Here is a 21,618-nt window from a genome sequence, read left to right on the forward strand (position 1 = left end):
TCAGCCAGCGGCCGTGACGGGGTTGGAGAGCTCGCCGATCCCGCCCACCCGGCAGGTGACGGTGTCGCCCGGCCGGATGGCGGCGCTCGCCGCCGGGAACCCGGTGAGCACCAGGTCGCCGGGATGCAGGGTCAGGAACGAGGTCAGGTAGACGAGGATCTCGTCCACCTTCCAGCCGAGGTCCGCGGTGCTTGCCGCCGGCAGCTCGGTGCCGTTGTGGACCACGCCGACGGGCAGGTCCGCATGGTCCAGCCCGGTGACGATCCACGGCCCGGCCGGGGTGAACGTGTCCTGGCTCTTGGCGCTCAGCCACAGTTCATCGGACTTTTGCCGTTTGCGCGCGGTGACGTCATTGCCGATGGTGTAGCCAAGAACCGCGGCCCGCGCGTTGTCGAGGGTCAGGTTTTTCGCTGTCCGGCCGACGACGACCGTCAGTTCCGCCTCCGGCTCCACCAAGCCGATTCCCGCCGGCAGTTCGATCGCGTCGCCCGGCCCGATCACGCTGGTGGCCGCCTTGTGGAATGCCTGGGCGGGAAGGTCCCGGCCCGCCTGACCGGTGTTGTGGGCCATCCCCAGGACATTGGCCGGCACGCTCGGCGCCAGGAAGGTGAAGCTCTCCTCGGCGACCTCAGCCCCGGGCTCCCATCCTTGTCTTGGGTTGCTGTTGGCGTTGGCTCGCGAGCCGGGGAAGGGGGACGCCACCACCGTCCAGATCCGTCCCGCCGGGCTGTCGAAGTCCGTGGCGTGGTTGGCCACGAAGAACTGCTCGGGCAGCCGGGCTGTGTCCGAGTCCGGGTTGGTGTCCGGCGCCGGGGACGGCTGGACTGGGGCGAGGGGGCGGACGCGGGCGATCCGTCGGGCAGCAGGTGGGGTCATCCAGCCATCGTATGTGCCGGGGCGGACCGGCGAGGAACTGGGAAGCGTCAGTACAGCTCGCCTACCGGGATCTCCACGGCCAGCCGGTTGGCGGGGCCGGCGAGCGGGCACGCCCAGGCCTCGTTGTAGGCGCATGAGGGGTTGTAGGCGAAGTTGAAATCCAGCACGTACTGGGCGTCGGACCCGGAACCGCGGACCCCGTGGAAGGCGCCCTTGATGGTGTCGAGGAGGTAGCGGCCGGCACCGTAGCTTCCGTCAGGCTTCCCGGCGGTGGCGTCACGGAACGGAACGAAGATCCCGCCCCCGTAGCCATTCAGCTTCCACACCGCCAGCTGCCCCATCTCGGGAAGGTCGAACGTTCCCAGCCTGACGAACCGGACCAGCCCGTCCGTCCCTGTCTCGACGTTCATCTCCTGCCCGGCGCCCTCCTTGGTCAGTGGGACATAGAAGCGGTAGATGGGATCGTAGTCTGCCGTCTTGAGACCGTAGAAGGACGCCTTGGCCTCGGCTGTCAGTGCTGACGCAGCGTGGGTGCCGAACATGCGGTCGCGCTCCTGGCGCCAGTAGGAGTGGGCTTCCGCGGGGCTGTCCGCGGCGATCTTGCGCACCGTGTCGTAGAGGGCGAAGGTCCGCAGCCGCCAGTCGGCAATGTCGAGGGCGGACATGTTCGCCAGGGTCTGCTCTGCTGCGTCCAGCTCATGTTCGGCCATAACCTCAGCCTATTGCTAATTCACCCGCGAAACGCTGACCAGAGGCCCCGGGTTGGGCCCGGCGTCCCGGCTAGGCTGGAGCCATGACAGGGATCACGGCCTCTGGACGCATCGGCACCGCCGCCGTCGTGCTGTTGACGGCAGGACTGATGGCCGGCTGCAGCAGCGACGGCAAGGGCGGGCCCGCCTGGACGGCAGAGCCGGGCACCAGCCCGGCGAGCGGCGCGGCCTCCGGGACCGCGAGCCCCTCCGCCACCCCGTCAGCCGGTGCTTCAGCCTCCCCCGGCTCCACGGCGGCGGCGTGGAAGGTCTTCACCGACCCGGCCAAGACCGTGAGCTTCGAGCTTCCGCAGGACTGGATTGCCCAGTCGGCGGAGCCTGACATGGGCACCCTTCCCGGCGCGGTCAAGATCGAAATCAAGGACAAGGAGGGCACGTACCTGGCCACCCTGCAGACCGGCCTGCCCAACACCACGCCGGCGGGCTGCGCCGCTTCCGCCCGCAAACCCTACGTCGTCGTCAGCAGCGTTCCCGTGGAGCTGCCGCACAGCGGCGGGCAGGGGACCATCGACCCGCACGTGGTGTTCCGGGTGATCCAGGGCTACCGCTACTTTGGCTCGTACGGCATCACCAACCTGGTGGGCGGCGCCGATTCCAAGGCCTGCCAGCTGCAGAATGTGGTGCAGGGCCTTCCGGGCAAGGGGAACTACTCGTTCAGCGACGTACGCTCGCTGAAGGCGTTCGCGCCCGATGAAAAGGTGGCTCCGGCCAAAGCCTTCGACACCCTCGACCAGGCTGCCGGCTACGTCAACAAGGGCTCCGAATTCGCCAATGTCCAGCGGATGCTAATGTCTCTGGAGATCAAGAGCTAGTCCCGCGGCGCCTCCGGCACACCCAGCCCGCAGCCGCGACTGACTGACGCCGCCGCCTCACACCCCGGAGACCCATGGAACGAACTGTTGCTGCCCGCCTGGTATTCAAGACTGTGGCCGACACCAAGGTGGCGATGGCCATCTCCGTGGCGAGAAACGCCGGCTATACGTCCTTTGCGGAGGACCTCAGCGTGACGGCGGACGGGGAGCAGGTTCCGCTGACGGAGCTTTCGGACCACCACGGCGGCAGGTTCCACTACATGGAGTTTGCCGACCCCACGGAGGTCACGGTGGATTACTCGGCGACCGTCGGGGGCCGTGCAGAACCCGAGGAAGCCTCGCTGATGGAGCTGATCCGCTATGTCCGGCCCAGCCGCTACGCGGAGTCCGACCGGATGCTTCCCACCTCCTACGCGGAGTTCGGCGGACTCCAGGGCGAGGAGCTGCTGCACGCCGTGCGCAAGTGGGTCTTCAACGAACTGCGCTACGTCAGCGGTTCCTCCCGCGGAACGGATGGCGCCGTGGAAACCCTCCTGAACCGGCGGGGCGTGTGCCGGGACTATGCGCACCTGGCCATCTCGCTGCTGCGCGCCAAGAACGTGCCTGCCCGGCTGGCGGCCGTGTATGCGCCTGGCCTTACCCCGATGGACTTCCATGCCGTGGCCGAAGCCCATGTGAACGGCGCGTGGCACGTGATCGACCCCACGGGCCTGGCGCCCAGGGACACCATGCTGCGCATCACCGCCGGGCGCGACTCCTCGGACACCGCCTTCCTGTCCACGGTGGGCGGCAGCCTGTCCCTGCGGGAGATCCGGGTATCCGCCACGGTGGAGGGCGGGCTTCCGGCGGAGGACCCGGACAAACTGGCGGTCATCCGCTGACTTTAGGCCTCCGGAGGTTGGCTTTCCGGCGTAACCGGCCTCCCGCCGTCGGCCGTCCTGTCACCCCGCCGACGGCGGCCCTGTCACCTGCCGTCCCGCCAACGGGACGGCAGGTGACTAACGCGACGGCAGCGACGCGCGCAGCTTCTCCGTGAGGCGCAGGAGTTCCCGCTGCTCCGCCGCGGTCAGGGCCGGGGCGACAAGCTCGGCGATGTCCCGCACGTGCTCCCGGCCGATTTCCTTCTGCAGCGCGGCGCCCTCCTCCGTGAGTTTAAGCAGCACGCCCCGGCCGTCATCCGGCGCGGGCGTGCGTTCCACGAGGCCGCGTTTCTCCAGCCGGTCCACCAGCCTGCTCAGGCTGGACTGGCTCAGCAGCACGTTGTCGTTCAGCTCGTTGAGCCGCAGCCAGCCGGACGGGCACCGCGACAGGGTGAACAGCACGTCGTACTCGTTCACCGCCAGGGTCCGGAAGGCTGGGCCGGACTGCAGCCGCCGCATCACGGCAACCTGTGCGCGGAACAGCGACTCCCAGGTCTCGGCGGCCAGCCGGACTGTGGACGTCGATGGCCCGGATGCCGCCGGGGCGTTCCGCGGTGTCATCGCAACTCCGTCGGGGCGGCAGCGGCAGCGTCCTCACCTGCGGTGCCCTCGGCGGCGGTGCCCTCGGCTGCGATCCGTGCGGCAACTCTTCCGGCGTGCGTGGGCGGAGCCGGGATGTGGGCGGGCGTGCGGTCGGCGTACTCCTTGCGCAGGACCGGCAGCACCTCCTCGCCGAACAGGTCAAGCTGCTCCAGGACGGTCTTCAGCGGCAGGCCTGCGTGGTCGATCAGGAACAGCTGGCGCTGGTAGTCGCCGAAGAACTCGCGGAACGTGAGAGTCTTCTCGATGACCTCCTGCGGGCTGCCGACGGTGAGCGGGGTCTGCGATGTGAAGTCCTCCAGCGACGGGCCGTGGCCGTAGACGGGGGCGTTGTCGAAGTACGGCCGGAATTCCCGGACCGCGTCCTGGGAGTTCTTCCGCATGAAGAACTGTCCGCCCAACCCGACGATGGCCTGGTCCGCCTTGCCGTGGCCGTAGTGCTCGTAGCGCTCGCGGTACAGGCCGATCAGCTGCTGGTAGTGCTCCTTGGGCCAGAAGATGTTGTTGGCGAAGAACCCGTCACCGTAGTAGGCGGCCACCTCCGCAATCTGCGGCGTGCGGATGGAACCGTGCCAGACAAAGGGGGCCACGCCGTCGAGCGGGCGCGGGGTGGAGGTGAAGTTCTGCAGCGGCGTGCGGAACTTGCCGGACCAGTTGACGGTGTCCTCATCCCACAGCTTGCGGAGCAGGCTGTAGTTCTCGATGGCGAGTTCGATCCCGTCCTGGATGTTCTTGCCGAACCAGGGGTAGACCGGGGCGGTGTTGCCGCGGCCCAGCACCAGGTCCACGCGGCCGTCGGAGAGGTGCTGCAGCATGGCGAAGTCCTCGGCGATCTTGACCGGATCGTTCGTGGTGATCAGCGTGGTGGCTGTGGACAGCGTGATGCGCTCGGTCTGCGCGGCGATGTACGCGAGCGTCGTGGTGGGGGAGGAGGAGAAGAACGGCCGGTTGTGGTGCTCGCCGAGGGCGTAGACGTCCATGCCGATTTCTTCGACCTTCTTGGCGATCGCCACGGAGGCCTTGATGCGCTCGTGCTCGGTGGGGGTCCGGCCCGTGGTGGGGTCCTGGGTGATGTCGCTGACGCTGAATACGCCGATCTGCATGATGAGCCTTCCGTTCGCCGGGGTTGTTCGGGCCTGCTGTTACCAGTGTACCCGATTTACATGCATTTGCATGTACTGCCGTCAACGTCCCCGGCGCCAGGATATTCCCGCCCCACCAGCCGCGCGCGAGGAGCGCCAGCCGGACCTTGCGGGCGGCCGCCCGCGCGTCGTGCTCCATGTGGGTCTTGCCGATGCGTACCAGGATCCAGCCAGCGGCCGCGAAATCCTCGTCGCGGTTGATGTCCCTCAGCACCTGTGCCGGACGAATGGCCCTCGCCGTCGTACTCCACCGCCACGCGGAACGCCGGATATGCAAGATCCGGCTGCCGCACGATGCCGCCGCCCAGAGCCACCGGCACGTTGACGTCCGCATCCGGAAAGCCGCGGCGCGCCAGCGCAAGCCGGAGCCGTGTTTCAGGAGCGGAATCCGCGCCGACGCGTGCCTGTTCCAGCGCCAGCCGGGCCTTCCGGATCCCGGGCGTTCCTTTGTGCCGGTCCAGCATGTCAGCGAGTCCCTCCAGGGTGGCGTGGGGTGCGGACCTCCCCTCGAATTCAGGACGCGGATGGCGCAGGAGATGGTCTGCCACCACCGTCAGCTCATCGACGCTCATCCGCCGCGCAATATCGAGCCACGTCCGGACCCTGCTGGTCACAAACGCCCCGTAGAGCTCCACGATCTCGTCCGGAAAGAACTGCCCGCGGTGGCCCACCACACCCCGGCGCCGGGCGATCGTAACCGCATCCGGGCGGGAAATGTGGACGCCCGGCTGGTCGGCGCCGGGGAGAAAGCCGGGGAACTCCCACAGCAGGAACGCCGTGGCGTGCGACGCCGCCGAAAGGCGCGTTACCAGCGTGTGGGGCCTGGCCAGCTGCGCAAGCTGCATTAGGCACTCCGGGCCGCTGCCGACGTCGGAAGGCACACGGATGCCGCGGCTGGGAGTCACCAGACCGCCGATCTTCAGGCGGTCCCGGGAATCCCGGCATCGAGTGCTTCATGCACGGTAAACGGCACGGCCGAGAGGTGGTCCGGCAATGGGCTCGGATATTTCATGGCCCATCGTTGCAAAAACGGGAGGCGGGATTGGGGTTATCCACAGGCTCCGCGGCGGTCACGAGATCTAGGTAGCAGCAGAGGGCGTTCCCAGCGCTGGGAACGCCCTCTGCTGCCACCTAGTTGGGTGTGGAGGACGGGAAGGGGAGCGGCGGGGCTATTCGGGAGAGCCCGGCGCGGCGCGGCGGCCGCTGAGCTTGGGCACCATGCCGGTGGTCCAGTCGGCGAACTCGGCATCGACGTCGTCATCGGCGGGGGAGAAGCCGGGCCGCTGCTTGAGCTGGCGCAGGAGCTCCTTCTTCTCCCTGCGCCCCTCCACCAGCCGGTACAGCACGGGGACGAGCACCAGGGTCAGAGCCGTGGAGGAGACCAGGCCGCCGATCACCACGATGGCCAGCGGCTGGGAAATGAACCCGCCGCCGCCCGTCATGCCAAGCGCCATGGGAGTCAGCGCGAAGACCGTGGCCAGTGCCGTCATGAGGATGGGGCGGAGCCGCTGCCGGGCGCCGTGCGTGATGGCGTCGGCGACGCCCATGCCCGGCTTGCCGCCGCGCGGCTTCCGGTACTGGTTGATCAGGTCAATCAGCACAATGGCGTTGGTCACCACGATGCCCACCAGCATGAGCATGCCGATCAGCGACGGCAGCCCCAGCGGTACCCGCGTGACCAGGAGCAGGGCAACCGCTCCGGTGGCGGCGAACGGCACCGAAACGAGGAGGATCAGCGGCTGCACCAGGGACTTGAACGTCGCCACCATGATCACGTAGACAATGGCGATGGCGGCCAGCAGCGCAAGGCCCAGCTGCCGGAACGATTCCGCCTGCTGCGTCGTGGCGCCGCCGATCTCCGCGGTCACCCCGGCGGGCAGCTCCACGGCCTTGAGGCGCTGCTGCACCTCGGCGCTGACGGCGCCGAGGTTGGATCCCGACGGCGTGATGGACACCTGCGCGGTCCGCTGGCCGTTGCTGGAGGTGATGGAGACGGGGACGTCCACCTGCTCGACGGCGGCAATCCGGCTGAGCGGGACCGGTCCGGAGCCGGTGGGAAGCGGGATGTCGCGGACGGCAGCGATGCTGGTGAAGCGTTTCCCTTCGCCGATCTGGACGGGGAAGTCGTCCGTGTCGATGCGCACGGTGCCCGCCGGTACGGGGCTGATGGTGGAAGCCAGGACGCCGGCCACCTGCTCCTCGGTCAGGCCCGCGGCAACGGCCTTGGCCCGGTCAACCTTCACCTGCACCACGGGCTGGCTGGCTGCCAGGTTGGTGGTGACCTCGCTGCTTCCGGGTACTCCGGCCATGGCCTTGACCATGGCGTCGCTGGCCGTCTTCAGGTCTGCGGAGGTGGCGGCCTTCAGGGTGATGTCCACGGTGGAGGACGTGCCGAAGCCGCCCTGCTGCGAACCGACGGAGATCTTGCCCGCGGCACCTGCCGCGGCCAGGTCGCTGCGGACGGTGTCCTGCAGCTTGCCCTGGTTCGCTTTTTCGTCGGTGACCACCGTGAACGAGGAATTGGAGGCGCCGGAGGATGTCAGCGCAGTGAACCCCGCCTGCGCGTTGCCGGAGGTCACCTGCACGTCCTTGATCCCGTCGATGCCGAGGAGCACGTCCTCAACCTTCCGGGCCGCGGCGCTGGTGTCATCCAGGCTCGTGCCGGCCGGAAGCTCCTGCTTGACCGTCATGCTGTTCTCACCGGAACGCCCCAGCAGGTCGGTGGCGAGCAGCGGCGTCATGGCGGCGGTTCCGCCCAGGACCAGGACCGCGGCCATCAGAGTGAGCACCGGGTGCTTCTGGGTCTTGTTCAGGACCGGAAGGTAGCCCCGCTGCAGGATGCTGCGCTGCTCGGCCTCGTGCGCCTGCGCCTGGACGTCCACGGCGGACCGCGGGGCGTCGCCGGCGCCTTCGTTGGCGGGGCTCTTCAGGAACCAGTAAGCGAGCACGGGAACGATGGTCAGGGACACCAGCAGCGAGGAGAGCAGCGCAATGGTGACCGTGAGCGCGAACGGACGGAACAGCTCACCCGCGAGCTCGCCCACAAACGCGATCGGGAGGAACACGGCCACGGTGGTCAGCGTGGAAGCGGTGATGGCGCCGGCCACCTCACGGATGGCGGTGAGGATCGCGGTGAGCTTGGCTTCGCCGTAGCTCAGGTGCCGCTTGATGTTCTCGATGACCACGATCGAGTCGTCCACCACCCGGCCGATGGCGATGGTCAACGCCCCGAGCGTGAGGATGTTCAGCGAATAGCCGGTGCCGGAGAGGCCGATGAAGGTGATCAGCAGCGACAGCGGGATGGAGACGGCGGTGACCAGGGTGGAGCGGACGGACATGAGGAAGATAAGGATGACGGCCACCGCGAAACCGAGGCCCAGCAGGCCCTCCGTGGTGAGGTCCTTGATGGACTTCTCGATAAAGGGTGCCTGGTCGAAGACGGGCGTGAACTTGGCCTTCGAGCCAAGCTCCGCCTCAAGCTGCGGCAGCAGATCCTTCACCGCGTGCGAGATCGCGACGGTGTCGCCCTCGGGCTTCTTCGTCACGGAGATGGCCAGCGTTTCGAGGCCGTTCGTCCGGGTGATGGACGTCCGCTGGTCATCCTTGATGCTGACGTCGGCCACGGAACCGATGGTGGTTCCGGCTTTGGCCCCGCTGAGCGGCAGAGCCTTTACCGCGGCCACCGAGTCGACCGGGCTGCCGATCTGCAGGGAGAGGCTTTGGCCCTTCTCCTCGATCGTGCCGGCCGGGACGAGGTCGCCGTTGTTGGTCAGGGCGTTGCGGACCGACTGGATGCTGGCGCCGCCGGCGGCCATTTTGGCCGCATTCGGCTGGATGAGGATGTGCCGTGTGGCGCCGCCGGTCACGTCGGCGCCGCGGACGCCGTCGAGCTTTTGCAGCCTCGGCACCGACAGGCGCTGGAGGTCCGTGTTCAGCTCGCTCAGCGGCTTGTCCGAGGAGACGGCAAGGAAGACGATCGGGAAGTCGCTGATGCTGCCGGCGATCGCCTGCGGCTGGACGTCGTCCGGCAGCGTGCGCTTGGCGTTGGAAATGGCCCGGTCGATCTGGTTCCGGGCCCGGTCCAGGTTGGCGCCGTATGTGAACACCAGGCTGATCTGCGAGACGCCGTTGCGGGAGGTGGACGACGTCGACTCCAGGCCTTCGACGCCGTTCAGCGCCGTCTCCAGCGGCCGGCTGACCTGCTTGTCCACCACCTCGGGCGACGCCCCGGGCATCGACGTGATCACCGTGATCCGCGGAAACTCAATCGAGGGAATGAGTTCCTGCTTCAGCGAAGACATAGTGATCACGCCGAACACCGAGGCGAAGATGGTGATCAGCGCGATGAGCGCGCGGTTCCCGAGGGATAGGTGGGCCAGCCGGAACATCGCATGATCTCCTGGGTCGACGGACTTTTTGACTGGGTGGAGCCCGCCGCGACCCGTGCCGGGCCGGACCCGTGCCGGGCCGGACCCGTGCCGGGCCGGACCCGTGCCGGGCCGGCCCGGGACGGTCAGCGCCGGACGGTCACCGCTGGACTGCGGGCGATGCTTCCAGCTGAAGGCTCTTGGCGGTGGCCTTCTCGAGCTCCGCCGCCAGCTCCGGGTTTTCGTTGAGCTTGACGCCGTAGCCCGGCATCATTTCCTTGAGCTTGGACTGCCAGCCCTTGAAGTTCTTCGGGAAGGACTTCTGCAGGAGCTCGATCATGATGGGCACGGCCGTGGAGGCGCCGGGTGACGCGCCGAGGAGGGCGCCGATGGAACCGTCGCGGGCGGCAATCACCTCGGTGCCGAACTGCAGCACGCCGCCCTTCTTCGGATCCTTCTTGATGATCTGCACACGCTGGCCGGCGGTGATGAGTTCCCAGTCGCCGTCCTTGGCCTCGGGGTAGTACTCGCGCAGCGCCTCCACCTTGTCGCCGTGGCGCTTGGCCACCTCCTTGACCAGGTAGGCGGTCAGGTCCATGTTGTCCTTGGCCACCGCCAGCATCGGGATGATGTTGCTCGGCCGGATGGACAGCGGGAGATCGAGGTAGCTGCCGTTCTTCAGGAAGTTGGTGGAGAAGCCTGCGTACGGGCCGAACAGCAGGGAGCGCTTGCCGTTGACGTAGCGGGTGTCCAGGTGCGGCACCGACATCGGCGGCGCGCCCACGGAAGCCTGGCCGTAGACCTTGGCGTTGTGCTGGGACGTGAGGGCCGGGTCCGTGCAGCGGAAGAACTGGCCGGACACGGGGAACCCGCCGAAGCCCTTGCTCTCCGGGATCCCGGAAGCCTGCAGCAGGTGCAGAGCGCCGCCGCCGGCGCCGACGAAGACGAACTTGGCGCGGATGCTGCCGCGCTCACCGGAAGCGGGGTGCTTGAGCGAAAGGTCCCAGCCGCCGTCGGACGCCCTGCGGACATCGGTGACGTCGTGGCCGTAGTTGATTTCGACGCCGTTGTTGGCCAGGTAGCCGGTGAGCTCACGGGTCAGGGCGCCGAAGTCGACGTCGGTGCCCTCGGCCGCGCGGGTGGCGGCGACGCGCTGCTTCGTGTCGCGGCCCTTGACGATCAGCGGCGCCCACTTGGCGATCTGCCCGAAGTCCTCGGAGTACTCCATGCTCCGGAACAGGGTGTGCTCCTTGAGCGCGTTGAACCGGGTCTTAAGGAAGTTCGAGTTGTCGTCGCCGATGACGAAGCTCATGTGCGGAACGGTGTTGATGAAGCCCTTGGGGGAGCCGATCAGGGAGTTGTCCACCAGGTGGGACCAGAACTGGCGGGACAGCTGGTACTGCTCGTTGATGTGCAGCGCCTTGGCAGGATTGACCGAGCCGTCTTTGGCTGCGGGGGAGTAATTAAGCTCACACAGCGCGGCGTGTCCGGTACCGGCGTTGTTCCACGGTCCCGAGCTCTCCAGGCCGGCCTCGTCAAGCCGCTCGAACAGGGAGATGGTCCAGGTGGGTTCGAGCTGCTTGATGAACGCACCCAGCGTGGCGCTCATGATGCCGCCGCCAATGAGGACGACGTCGGCATGTTGGGTCTTGGAAATGAAGGTCACAATCAGTCTCCGATAGGCGGCTCTGGCTGTCACAGAATATCCCTGCACCGCCCACTAACTGAAATTGCGCCCCGGCGTCAAGACCTCAGCTGGACCTTGGTGAAAACTTCATTTAATACCGGCGAGGCAGGATAGCTGACCACCCGGTCGGAAAGGGCCAGGGCGGAGATCGGGAACGCGATGGGGACGGCGGGCAGGGACTCCGCGATCTGGGCGTTGATGGTCTGGTACTGCTGCGTCCGTTCCTGGCCGTCCGGCAGTCCGCGGGCGCGGTCGATCTTGGCGAACACCTGCGGGTCCTGGTATCCGAACTCGCCGTTCTTCTCGCCGAAGAGCGGGGCGAGGAAGTTGTCCGCGTCGGAATAGGAACCGTTCCAGCCGAGCAGGTGCAGGGCGTGGTCGCCGGGGTTCTGCACCTTCTGCAGGTAGCCGTCCGTCCAGTCGACGGGGACGGGCTGGATGTTCAGGCCTACGGCCGTGAGCTGGCGGCTGATTTCCGCATAGACCTTCTCCGGGGTGGGCAGGTACGGCCGCGTGACGTTCATGGGGTAGTAGAACTTCAGGGCCTGTCCCTTGTAGCCGGCGTCGGCCAGGAGTTCCTTCGCCTTGGCGGGGTCATGTCCCAGCGCGGGGGCGTTGTTGTTGAACCCGCTCAGCTTGGGCGGTACGAACTGCGAGGCCTGGGCCGTGTTGTCGATGAAGAAGCGCCTGATCAGCGTGTCCTTGTCGATGGCCAGCTCGATGGCCTGGCGGATCTTGAGGTCCTTCAGTACCGGAATTTCCTGGTTCATGCCGAGGTACATCACCGAGAACGGGTCCCGCTGGATGATCTGCTTGCCGCGCTTGACCAGCTGGTCGAAGTTCCCCACCGTCACGGCGTCATAGCCGTCGATCCTGCCGTCCAGCAGTGCCTGCAGCCGCGTCTGCGGGTGGTCGTAGGTGACGAACCTGAGGGTGGCAATCTGTCCGCGGGCGCCCCAGTACCCCTTGTTGGTCACCAGGGTGACGCCCGTGCTGTCCCAGGCGGAGAAGCGGAACGGGCCGGTGCCCACGGGGTGGGTGGCGTAGGCGGAAAGTGCCTGGCTGCCGCGCCGCAGGCTGAGCTGGTCGGCCTTGCCGGCGGCGAGTGCCTTGGGGGAAGAGATGGCAAACGCGGGAAGGGTCAGGGCCTGGAGGAAGCCGGTGAAGCGCTCCGTGAGGGTGATCCGTACCCGCAGCGCCGACAGGGCGGTACAGGATTTGAAGACGGACAGCTCCGCGTGGTCGGCGTGTTCCTTGAAGACGCCCTTGAAGGTGGTTCCCGGAGCCTGTTTCCGCAACGCCGCTGAAAACTTGAACCAGCGCTCAAAATTGGTGCAGACGGCCTCAGCGTTAAAGGGCGAGCCATCGTGGAATTTGATGTCCGGGCGGAGGGTGAAGGTGTACGTCATGCCGTCCGGCGATTCCGTCCACTCCGTGGCCAGCAGCGGCGTGGGCTCGCCTGTTGTCTGGTCGACGCCCACCAGGCCTTCCAGGATCTGCCGGGTGACCCGCTGCGATTCGACGTCGTTGGCCAGGGCGGGGTCCAGGCCGAGGGGCTGCGAGGCTGTGCCGAACGTGAAGGTCTCTGAAGGCGCAGCGGCGGCTGTCGTGGTGCTGGCGGCGACGGACGATGGCGTGGGCTGGGCTTCGCTCGTGCAGGACGTCAGGGAGAGGCCCAGAAGGACGGCGCCGGCCTTGAGGGCCGTACGGCGCGGGAAACTGCTGCTGGGCACTCGATTACCACCTCTGGACTGCTGGGGTGCGCTTGGGCGGCTGCTTGCCCGCCACCCAGTCTAATTGACGGACCGCGCCCGCCTGGCTTATGCGTGAGCCAGGACACGCCCGGCGCGGATGGCGGCGCAAAAAGGCCGCGGTCCGCACTGTGGGGTGTGGACCGCGGCCTCTTTCCGGGGTCGGGGCCTGGGCAGGCTCAGCGACTACTTGGGCATCAGCACCGAGTCCACGAGGTAAACGGTGGCGTTCGCCGTCTGGACGCCGCCGCAGATCACGTTGGCGCCGTCCACCTTGAGGGCATCCTTGGTGCCGGTCACCGTGACCGACCCGCCCTGCACGGTCTTGTGCGTGCCCACGATCTTGTCCGGCGTGATCTGGCCCGGCACCACGTGGTAGGTGAGGATCTTGCTCAGCAGGGCATCGTCCTTCTTCAGGGTCTCGATCGTTGCCGCGTCAACCTTGGCGAAGGCGTCGTCAACCGGTGCGAACACCGTGAACTCGCTGCCGTTGAGCGTGTCCACGAGATTGACCTTCGGGTTCAGCTTGCCGGAGACCGCGGCGGTGAGCGTCTTCAGCAGCGGGTTGTTCGAGGCGGCGACGGCCACGGGGTCCAGGGCCATGCCGGCGACGGAGCCCTTGCCGCTGGGAACCTGCTTGGCGTAGTCGGCACAGCCGGGCCCGGCGAGATTGGCGGCCGGGTCCATGGCCGCCGTCGAAGTTTCTGACGGTGACGGCGCCATGCTGGAGGCGGAGGGCCCGGCGGCGGCGGACGAGCTGCTGGACGTGCCGGCGGAGCCGCCGCAGGCGGTGAGGCTCAGCAGGGCGGCGGCTGCAATGCCTGCGACAGTGAAGGTTGAGCGCTTGAAAGACTGCATTTCGATTCTCCTTGGTTGTGCCGACGAACGGGACCGAAGGGAGTGTGGCTTCCTCCGGCGATCCTTTCCGACTGTGGGTCACCGGCCTGTGGTTCCAGGCTGTTGGGCGGTGTCTCACTGGGTATTCGCCTGGTCGGCAGCAACGGATGGGTGAACCGGGAATAATTTTTTGCTGACGCGCTCAACAGCAAAAAATGCCGGCGTTAAACAGCAAAAAATCCCGGGCCGTAGCCCGGGATTTCAACTGCCTATAACCGCAGTGCGCAAGGGGGGACTTGAACCCCCACGCCCGAAGGCACAGGAACCTAAATCCTGCGTGTCTGCCAATTTCACCACTCGCGCCTGGCCCCGCCCGGTGGGCGTTTCGCCTGCTGTCAGCAGGGAAAACGCACGACGGCGGATGCCAGCCTCAATTGTACCGTCACCTGTGCGGTCCTTGCGGCAGGCGCGGCCAGGTTCTCAGGCGCAGGGTTAACCAGCCTGTTCGACCTTGAGGTCCTTGCGCAGCTTGGCGACGTGCCCGGTGGCGCGGACGTTGTACTGGGCCACGGCGACTTTGCCGTCCGGATCCACCACCACGGTGGAGCGGATGAGGCCCTCGTAGGTCCGGCCGTAGTTCTTCTTCTCGCCCCACGCGGCGTACGCCTCCGCGACGGCATGGTCTTCGTCCGAAAGGAGGGGAAAGGTGAGACCCTCGGCGTCGGCGAAACTGGCCAGCTTGCCCACCGGGTCAGGGGAGATTCCCAGCACCTCGTAGCCGGCAGCCTGAAGGGACGCCAGGCTGTCCCGGAAGTCGCAGGCCTGCTTGGTGCATCCGGGCGTGGCGGCGGCCGGATAGAAATACACAATGGTGTTCCGGCCGCGGTAATCGTTGAGGCTGACGTCCGCTCCGGTTGCGTCCTTCAGCGTAAAGCCGGGGGCGGTGTCGCCCGGCGTGAGTTTTTCAGCCAATGTTGTCTCCTTGTTTTGGTGCAGGACATTTCAGCTTAGTAAGGCCTTCGTGTCGGGTACTAATCAGGCTTAGTTATACTTGGTGGTATGCCTGATATGGATCGCTGGCCCACAGGGCGCCTCTTGTCCACGGCGGCCCGCCTTGTTGAGCACTCATGGAACGAGAAGCTGGGCGCCATTGGCCTGACCCACGCCGGCGTTATCGCCATCGAGGTGCTCTACAACAGCGGCCCCATGACGCAGGCGCAGCTGGCCCAGCTCGTCCGCGTGCAGGCGCAAACCATGGGCAAGACGCTGAGCCGCCTCGAATCGCACGGGCACATCGTGCGCCAGCGCAGCACCTCGGACCGGCGCAGCCACGTCGTGTCGCTCACGGAGCGCGGCACCGAAGCCGTCATGGCCGCAGCGGACATGGAACGGTCCGTCCTTGCCGCGGCGTCCATTGATCCGGATCTGCTCCGCCAGGAACTTCAGGCCGTGGTCCGGGAGCTCGCCAAGCGTTTCGCATCCCCGGAGACCAACGCCATCGTCGCCGGAGCCGACACCGGGCTGGCCGTCGAGGCAAATTCCTAGCTCCACACGATCAGGGTAGGGGCCAGTTCCCGCCACCGGCTACCCGCCATCGCGGGGAGCGGCGGTGGTCCTGCGTGCCACCAGATGCGGGGTCCGCACCACATGCCCGGCCAGCTGCGTTCCTTCAATCCGCGCCACGGCGCGGTCCACTGCCGCGGCGGCAAGCAGCGGGGCGTCCTGGCTGATCGAGGACAGCTGGACATAGCTGAGCCGCGCGAACTGGCTGTCGTCGTAGCCCAGCACTGACACATCTGCCGGAACCTGAAGGCCCTGTGCCCGGAGGCTCTCGATGACCCCGAGGGCCGACCTGTCGTTGAAGGCGATGACGGCTGTCGGCATGGCCGGGCCGAGCGAATTGCCGGCGGTCATCCCGTCTTCCTCCATCGCCCCGCCGGCAATGATGGCCGGCTCCAGGCCGCGGCGTTCCATCTCCGCCCGGAACGCGGACCGGCGAGGTTCGGCAGAGACCGCGGATCCGCCGTCGATATGGACGATCCGCCGGTGCCCCAGGGACACGAGGTGATCCACCGCCATCCGGATGCCCTCGCGGTCGTCGCTGCTCACGGAATCGGTGAGATCCCCGACGTCGTTCCGGAGCAGGCTCACCACCGGCACCTGGCTGGCGTACCGCGCCAGTTCATCGCTGCTGAGCGTCGGCGAGATCAGGATCAGCGCCTCGGACCCGAAATCCAGCAGCGCCTCTATGGTCCGGGCCTCGGGCCTGCCGCTCGTGACGCCGCCCAGGGCAAGTTCGTATCCCTTGGCGCCGGCCTCGGCGTACGCGGCGTCCACAATTTCGGCGTGGAACGCGTGCGAAGTGGAGAAGCTGAGGCCGAGGAGTTTGGTCCGCGTGCTGCGCAGCAGCCGGGCACGGCTGTCAGGCCGGTAGCCAAGCCGGCGTGCGGCGTCGAGCACATTCTGCCTCGTGGCCTCGGCCGCGCCGGGGGCTCCGCGCATCACGATGGACACCAGGGCCCGTGATACGCCGGCCGCTTCGGCGACGTCCATGAGCGTAGGGCGCCGTTGCTGTTCAGTCATGTGCCTCCTTGCTGACAGCAGTCTATAGAACGATCTAGACAGATGGCCAAAAGCTGTGCCACCATCATCTCACTAGAACGATCTAGAAGACCGAGAAGGGGATTGAAACATGACCTATGTCCAGCAACCGGCCGGCTCCAGCCGGCCCGTCCGCCTCGGCCTGATTGGGGCGGGCTGGATCGGCGCCTTCCATGCCGGGTCCGTGGCCCGCCGCATTCCCGATGCGCGGCTGGATGCCATCGCGGACCCCGCCCTTCCCGCCGCCGAAGCCCTGGCGGGGAGGCTCGGGGTTGCCAGAATCACCGCGGATCCGGCGGACGTGATCGACGATCCCGAGATTGACGCGGTCCTGGTGGCCTCGCCGGCAAGATTCCATTCCGGTCTTATCGCTGCTGCGGCCCGGGCCGGAAAGGACGTGTTCTGCGAAAAGCCCGGCGGCCGCACAGTCGAAGAACTGGATGGGGCGCTGGCCGCCGCGGGCGCCGCCGGGGTGAACGTCCAGTTTGGCTTCAACCGGCGTTTCGCGGCGGACTTCGCCGCCGCCAGGAAACTGATCGACGACGGCGCGGTGGGCACCCCGCAGCTGCTGCGTTCCCTCACCCGTGACCCGGGCACCGCCGCCGGCATTGCTTCCCCGGAGCGGATTGCGCCCGGAACGATCTTCCTGGAAACGCTGATCCATGATTTCGACACGCTGAACTGGCTGAACCCGGGCGCGGTTCCGGTGAAGGTGCATGCAGTGGCTGACGCCCTGGTGGCCCCTGAAGCCAAAGCCGGAGGCCTGCTGGACACCGCGGTGGTCACGGTGACCTACAGCAACGGCGCCATCGCAGTGGCCGAGGCCAACTTCAATGCCCTGTATGGCTATGACGTGCGGGGTGAAGTCTTCGGATCGGCCGGGATGGTCTCAGCGGGCGGGCCGCAGGCGTCAAGTGCCGTAAGCTACACGGCCGCGGGCATTGCCTCGGACACAGTCCGCCTGAACATCGACCTCTTCCACGACGCCTACACCGCGGAACTCGCCCGGTTTGTCGAGGGCGTGGCTGCCCGCCGCGCCGGACGCATGCCGGAAGGGCCGGCTGCTCCCGGCGGCACCGATGCCCGCAACGCGCTGGCCGTGGCACTGGCCGCGATCCGGTCGCACGAGACCGGCGTTCCCATGGATGTCTCAGCCGTGGCGCATCTCCACCCGGCCGAGCCCGGACCGCAGCCGGCGGGACAGCGCTTCGCGGGGCGGCAGCTTACGGGGCAGCAACTCGCAGGGCAGAGCGCATGAGCTTCCGGCTGGCAGCATGCGCCGAGATGATCTACGGCGAGTTGCCCCTCGTCGACCGGGTGCGGCGCATACATGAGCAGGGCTTCGAGGTAGAGCTCTGGGACACCCGGGACCGGGACATTTCGGCGTTGGCCGCAACGGGTGCCCGCTTCTCCTCCATGAGCGGCTACTTCGGCGGCAGCCTCATCGACGCCGACAGTGCGGACCGCGTTCTCGAATCGGCCGAGAAGCTCATTCCTACGGCGCTGGAGCTGGGCGTTGAGCGGATGGTTGTGCACCCAGCGGAACTGGGCGACGGCGGGGCCGCCGTGCGGCCGCTCCACCGCTCCACCGGACAGATGTGGCTGACCGGCCTCCGCACTCTGGAACGGCTGGGACGCCTGGGTGAGCGGCATGGCGTGGTCTTTGCGCTGGAGAACCTCAATACGGTCCTGGACCACCCGGGCATACCGCTGGCGCGGGCCAAGGACACCCTGGCGCTCGTGTCCGCGGCCGACCACCCGCACGTCAGGATGATGCTGGACCTCTACCATGCCCAGATCGGCGAAGGAAACCTGATTGAACTTGTCGGCGGGGCGCTGCCGTGGATCGGGGAAATCCAGGTGGCAGACGTTCCGGGCCGGTTCGAACCCGGAACGGGGGAAGTCAACTACAGCGCCGTCGCCAAGGCGCTCGCCGACGTCGGCTACGCGGGCGTCATCGGCCTCGAGGCGGCTGCTTCGGGCGGCGCGGGGCTTGCTGCGGGGGACAAGGCCCTGTCGGCGTTCCGGAGCGCCTTCACCCCCGGTCTTTCGTAGCCGAAAAACTAATATCGTCCTAATGTTAGGACAAACATTGACAAGCGTGATCCGAGTCACCATGATCGGATATATCAACATTCCCGGCCGGTGCGGCGTGGCACGCGGGAACCCGGATCAAAGGAGATTTTCGGTGAAGAAATTTTCATGGCGGAGGGTGGCACTCGTTGCCGCCGTCGTGCCGATGATGGCCCTGAGCGCCTGTTCGTCCAGCGGCGGCAGGGCCCCGGAAAATGCGAACGCCGGGGCAGGCGGCCAGGCGGCGTCGACGCCGCGCATCAAGGTTGCCCTCATCACGCATGCAGCTCCAGGCGACACCTTCTGGGACATTGTCCGCAAGGGCGCCGAGGAAGCCGCAGCCAAGGACAACGTGGAGCTGCTGTACACCTCGGACCCTGAAGGCGGCCGCCAGGCCCAGCTAATCCAGCAGGCCGTGGACCAGAAGGTGGACGGGATCGCCGTGACCCTGGCCAAGCCGGACGCCCTGAAGGACGCCCTGAAGAAGGCCGCGGACGCCGGCATTCCGGTGGTGAGTCTCAACGCCGGTGAATCCGTCTTCGCCCAGCTGGGTGCGTTTACGCACTTCGGGTCGAATGAGAAGCTCGCCGGTGAGGCAGTGGGCGACAAGCTCAACTCCCTCGGTCTCAAGCACCCCGTTTGCGTCATCCAGGAACAGGGCCACGTCGGCCTGGAAGCCCGCTGTGCAGGTGTGAAGTCCAAGGTTCCGGCCACCGAGATCCTGTACGTGCAGGGCACGGACATGACCCAGGTGTCCTCCACGGTGACGGCCAAACTGCAGGCCACCGCCGACGCCGACGTCATCATCGGTCTGGGCGCGCCCTACACGCTGACCATCCTGAAGGCGGTGACCACGGCCGGCAGCAAGGCCAAGGTGGCCTCCTTCGACATGAACGCCGAGCTCGCCCAGAAGATCGCCGACGGCGCGGTGGAATTCACCGTCGACCAGCAGCCCTGGCTGCAGGGCTACGGTTCGGTGGACGCGCTGTGGCAGGCCAAGCGCGGCGGCTTCAAGCTCGGCGGCGGCCAGCCCGTCCTGACCGGCCCCACCATCGTGGACAAGGCCGGAGCAGCCAACGCCCTCACCTTCGCCCAGCAGGGTATCCGCTAGCAGCCCGCCAGCCCGGTCCGGCGCCAACGCCGGACCGGGCAGCAAGGAGCATTCAAATGACCATGACCCAGACCATTACCAAGCCGGCGGTGACCGACGAGCGCGTCGGCAGGCGCAACGCCTTGCAAAAGCTGTTGGGCCGTCCGGAGGTGGGCGCCCTCGTCGGCGCGATTGTCCTGTTCGTCTTTTTCGCGTCCGTGTCACAGACGTTTACCCAGCCGAACGCGTTCGCGACCGTCCTGTACGGTTCCTCCACGATCGGCATCATGGCGGTGGGGGTTTCGCTGCTGATGATCGGCGGCGAGTTTGACCTCTCCACGGGTGTGGCGGTCATCAGTTCGGCGCTGACCGCGTCCCTGTTCAGCTGGTACTTCAGCATGAATGTGTGGGTCGGTGTCGGCCTGGCCCTGATCGTCTCGCTGTCCATTGGCTTCATCAACGGGTGGATCCTGATCAAGACGAAGCTGCCCAGCTTTATCGTGACCCTGGCGACGTTCCTGATGCTCACCGGCCTGAACCTGGGCCTGACCCGGCTGGTTGGCGGGTCGGTGTCTTCGCCGTCGATCTCCACCATGGACGGGTTCTCCTCGGCCCAGGCCATCTTCGCGTCCTCGATCACGCTGGGCGGGGTGGAGGTCAAGATCACCGTGTTCATCTGGATCGCTTTGGTGGCGGTGGCGTCGTGGGTACTGCTGCGGACCCGGGTGGGGAACTGGATTTTCGCGGCCGGCGGGGACGCGAACGCCGCCCGGGCGGTGGGTGTTCCGGTGACTAAGACCAAGATCGGGCTGTTCATGGCCGTGGGGTTCTGCGGCTGGGTGCTGGGGATGCACAACCTGTTCGCGTTCGACGCCGTGCAGTCCGGTGAGGGCGTGGGCAACGAGTTCCTCTACATCATCGCCGCGGTGATCGGCGGGTGCCTGCTGACCGGCGGGTACGGGTCTGCGGTGGGCGGGGCGATCGGGGCGTTCATCTTCGGGATGGCGAACAAGGGCATCGTGTACGCGCAGTGGAACCCTGACTGGTTCAAGTTCTTCCTGGGCCTGATGCTCCTCCTGGCCACCATCGTGAACCTGATCGTCAAGCGCCGCGCGGAACTGAAGTAGAAGGGGCCGAACACCAATGAATGCACACCGGATTGAGCAGCAGACCCTGCTGCAGGACGAAAAAGACCCGCTCACCCACACCCCCGTGCACCTGCTCTCGCTGGAGAACGTGGGCAAGCACTACGGCAACATCATCGCTTTGACCGAGGTGACCATGGCGGTGGACAACGGCCGCGTGACCTGCGTGCTCGGAGACAACGGCGCGGGCAAGTCCACGCTGATCAAAATCATCGCCGGCCTGCACCAGCACGACGAAGGCACCTTCAAGATCATGGGCGAGGAGCGCAAGCTCAGCTCGCCGCGCGAGGCTTTGGACGCCGGGATCGCCGCCGTGTACCAGGACCTGGCGGTGGTGTCGCTGATGCCGATCTGGCGGAATTTCTTCCTCGGCTCCGAACTCACCGTGGGGGCCGGGCCGTTCCGCCGGATGGATGTCCAGAAGATGAAGGACATCACCAAGAAGGAACTGGCGGACATGGGCATCGACCTGCGGGACGTGGAACAGCCCATCGGCCAGCTCTCCGGCGGTGAACGCCAGTGCGTGGCGATCGCCCGGGCCGTGTATTTCGGCGCGAAGGTCCTGATCCTGGACGAACCCACCGCCGCCCTCGGCGTGAAGCAGTCCGGCGTGGTGCTGCGCTACATCCTGCAGGCCCGCGACCGCGGCCTCGGGGTCATCTTCATCACCCACAACCCGCACCACGCGTTCCCGGTCGGGGACAGGTTCCTGCTCCTCAAACGCGGCCGTTCCATCGGCTACTACGAGAAGAAGGGCATCACCCTCGAAGAACTCACCGCCCAGATGGCCGGCGGCGCCGAACTGGCCGAACTCGCCCACGAACTCGAACAACTCGGCGGCCATGGCGACGTCGTCAAGGAAGTCCAGGCCGAGGTCGCCGACGTGGCTGACTCGGCGGCCGACGCCGGCCGGGCGTCGAAGTAGTCGAAGTAGGGGAGCCGTGACA

General features: G+C 67.0%; 19 protein-coding genes and 1 tRNA gene. 8 read left to right on the forward strand and 12 right to left on the reverse strand.

Going from position 1 to position 21,618, the window contains the following annotated elements:
• Together R5O87_RS22590 and R5O87_RS22595 are read right to left on the reverse strand one after the other, a co-directional pair.
• Nucleotides 1-876 carry a fumarylacetoacetate hydrolase family protein gene (locus tag R5O87_RS22590; protein WP_410555015.1) on the reverse strand — a complete coding sequence of 292 codons (876 nt, stop codon included), beginning with the start codon at nt 874-876 and terminating at the stop codon, nt 1-3.
• Between the two features lie 47 nt (nt 877-923).
• The gene (locus R5O87_RS22595) at nt 924-1,586 is read right to left on the reverse strand and encodes a DUF1684 domain-containing protein (protein WP_410555014.1); all 663 of its coding nucleotides are present in this window, start codon (nt 1,584-1,586) and stop codon (nt 924-926) included.
• Nucleotides 1,587-1,669: 83 nt separating this feature from the next.
• Here R5O87_RS22595 and R5O87_RS22600 point away from each other — a divergent pair, with 83 nt between their 5' ends.
• Both R5O87_RS22600 and R5O87_RS22605 read left to right on the forward strand, forming a co-directional pair.
• Nucleotides 1,670-2,458 (forward strand): hypothetical protein, encoded by a 789-nt coding sequence (locus tag R5O87_RS22600; RefSeq protein WP_410555013.1) that lies wholly within the window; start codon nt 1,670-1,672, stop codon nt 2,456-2,458.
• Between the two features lie 74 nt (nt 2,459-2,532).
• Complete coding sequence (locus R5O87_RS22605) at nt 2,533-3,339, forward strand: transglutaminase-like domain-containing protein (RefSeq protein WP_410555012.1); 807 nt, start codon at nt 2,533-2,535, stop codon at nt 3,337-3,339.
• 117 nt (nt 3,340-3,456) lie between these two features.
• Here R5O87_RS22605 and R5O87_RS22610 read toward each other — a convergent pair whose 3' ends face one another.
• From R5O87_RS22610 to bcp, 9 genes are all read right to left on the reverse strand, one after another.
• Complete coding sequence (locus R5O87_RS22610; RefSeq protein WP_410555011.1) at nt 3,457-3,939, reverse strand: MarR family winged helix-turn-helix transcriptional regulator; 483 nt, start codon at nt 3,937-3,939, stop codon at nt 3,457-3,459.
• Nucleotides 3,936-5,081, reverse strand: coding sequence for an LLM class flavin-dependent oxidoreductase (locus R5O87_RS22615; RefSeq protein ID WP_410555010.1), 1,146 nt, complete (start codon nt 5,079-5,081; stop codon nt 3,936-3,938). Before R5O87_RS22615 ends, R5O87_RS22610 begins: the two co-directional genes overlap by 4 nt.
• Before the next feature lie 56 nt (nt 5,082-5,137).
• A complete protein-coding gene (locus tag R5O87_RS22620) occupies nt 5,138-5,965 on the reverse strand; it encodes a hypothetical protein (protein WP_410555009.1) in 828 nt (275 codons plus the stop codon).
• A 324-nt stretch (nt 5,966-6,289) separates the two neighbouring features.
• Nucleotides 6,290-9,508: an efflux RND transporter permease subunit gene (locus R5O87_RS22625; protein ID WP_410555008.1), complete on the reverse strand. Its 3,219-nt coding sequence runs from the start codon at nt 9,506-9,508 to the stop codon at nt 6,290-6,292.
• A gap of 139 nt (nt 9,509-9,647) precedes the next feature.
• Nucleotides 9,648-11,153: a malate:quinone oxidoreductase gene (locus tag R5O87_RS22630; RefSeq protein ID WP_410555007.1), complete on the reverse strand. Its 1,506-nt coding sequence runs from the start codon at nt 11,151-11,153 to the stop codon at nt 9,648-9,650.
• Between the two features lie 77 nt (nt 11,154-11,230).
• Complete coding sequence (locus R5O87_RS22635; protein ID WP_410555006.1) at nt 11,231-12,907, reverse strand: ABC transporter substrate-binding protein; 1,677 nt, start codon at nt 12,905-12,907, stop codon at nt 11,231-11,233.
• A 204-nt stretch (nt 12,908-13,111) separates the two neighbouring features.
• Nucleotides 13,112-13,783, reverse strand: coding sequence for a fasciclin domain-containing protein (locus R5O87_RS22640; RefSeq protein ID WP_410555005.1), 672 nt, complete (start codon nt 13,781-13,783; stop codon nt 13,112-13,114).
• A gap of 260 nt (nt 13,784-14,043) precedes the next feature.
• Nucleotides 14,044-14,125, reverse strand: a tRNA-Leu gene (locus R5O87_RS22645).
• A 129-nt stretch (nt 14,126-14,254) separates the two neighbouring features.
• Nucleotides 14,255-14,734: a thioredoxin-dependent thiol peroxidase gene (gene bcp / locus R5O87_RS22650; protein WP_410555004.1), complete on the reverse strand. Its 480-nt coding sequence runs from the start codon at nt 14,732-14,734 to the stop codon at nt 14,255-14,257.
• Between the two features lie 96 nt (nt 14,735-14,830).
• Here bcp and R5O87_RS22655 point away from each other — a divergent pair, with 96 nt between their 5' ends.
• Entirely contained in the window at nt 14,831-15,307 is a 477-nt protein-coding gene (locus R5O87_RS22655; protein WP_410555088.1) for a MarR family winged helix-turn-helix transcriptional regulator, read from the forward strand.
• 39 nt (nt 15,308-15,346) lie between these two features.
• Here the strand turns inward: R5O87_RS22655 and R5O87_RS22660 are convergent, their stop codons facing one another.
• Nucleotides 15,347-16,345 carry a LacI family DNA-binding transcriptional regulator gene (locus R5O87_RS22660; protein WP_410555003.1) on the reverse strand — a complete coding sequence of 333 codons (999 nt, stop codon included), beginning with the start codon at nt 16,343-16,345 and terminating at the stop codon, nt 15,347-15,349.
• 109 nt (nt 16,346-16,454) lie between these two features.
• On the opposite strand from R5O87_RS22660, the gene R5O87_RS22665 reads away from it, so the two are divergent.
• From R5O87_RS22665 to R5O87_RS22685, 5 genes are all read left to right on the forward strand, one after another.
• Nucleotides 16,455-17,621 (forward strand): Gfo/Idh/MocA family oxidoreductase, encoded by a 1,167-nt coding sequence (locus tag R5O87_RS22665; RefSeq protein WP_410555002.1) that lies wholly within the window; start codon nt 16,455-16,457, stop codon nt 17,619-17,621.
• On the forward strand, nt 17,618-18,418 hold the full coding sequence (locus tag R5O87_RS22670; protein WP_410555001.1) for a TIM barrel protein: 801 nt from the start codon (nt 17,618-17,620) through the stop codon (nt 18,416-18,418). Before R5O87_RS22665 ends, R5O87_RS22670 begins: the two co-directional genes overlap by 4 nt.
• Nucleotides 18,419-18,551: 133 nt before the next feature.
• Nucleotides 18,552-19,547: a substrate-binding domain-containing protein gene (locus R5O87_RS22675; protein WP_410555000.1), complete on the forward strand. Its 996-nt coding sequence runs from the start codon at nt 18,552-18,554 to the stop codon at nt 19,545-19,547.
• Nucleotides 19,548-19,603: 56 nt separating this feature from the next.
• The gene (locus tag R5O87_RS22680) at nt 19,604-20,653 is read left to right on the forward strand and encodes an ABC transporter permease (RefSeq protein WP_410554999.1); all 1,050 of its coding nucleotides are present in this window, start codon (nt 19,604-19,606) and stop codon (nt 20,651-20,653) included.
• A 16-nt stretch (nt 20,654-20,669) separates the two neighbouring features.
• Entirely contained in the window at nt 20,670-21,596 is a 927-nt protein-coding gene (locus R5O87_RS22685; protein ID WP_410554998.1) for an ATP-binding cassette domain-containing protein, read from the forward strand.
• Nucleotides 21,597-21,618: the final 22 nt, after the last annotated feature.

The sequence above is a fragment of the Arthrobacter globiformis genome (genome assembly GCF_046536215.2).
Taxonomy (GTDB): Bacteria; Actinomycetota; Actinomycetes; order Actinomycetales; family Micrococcaceae; genus Arthrobacter; species Arthrobacter globiformis_E.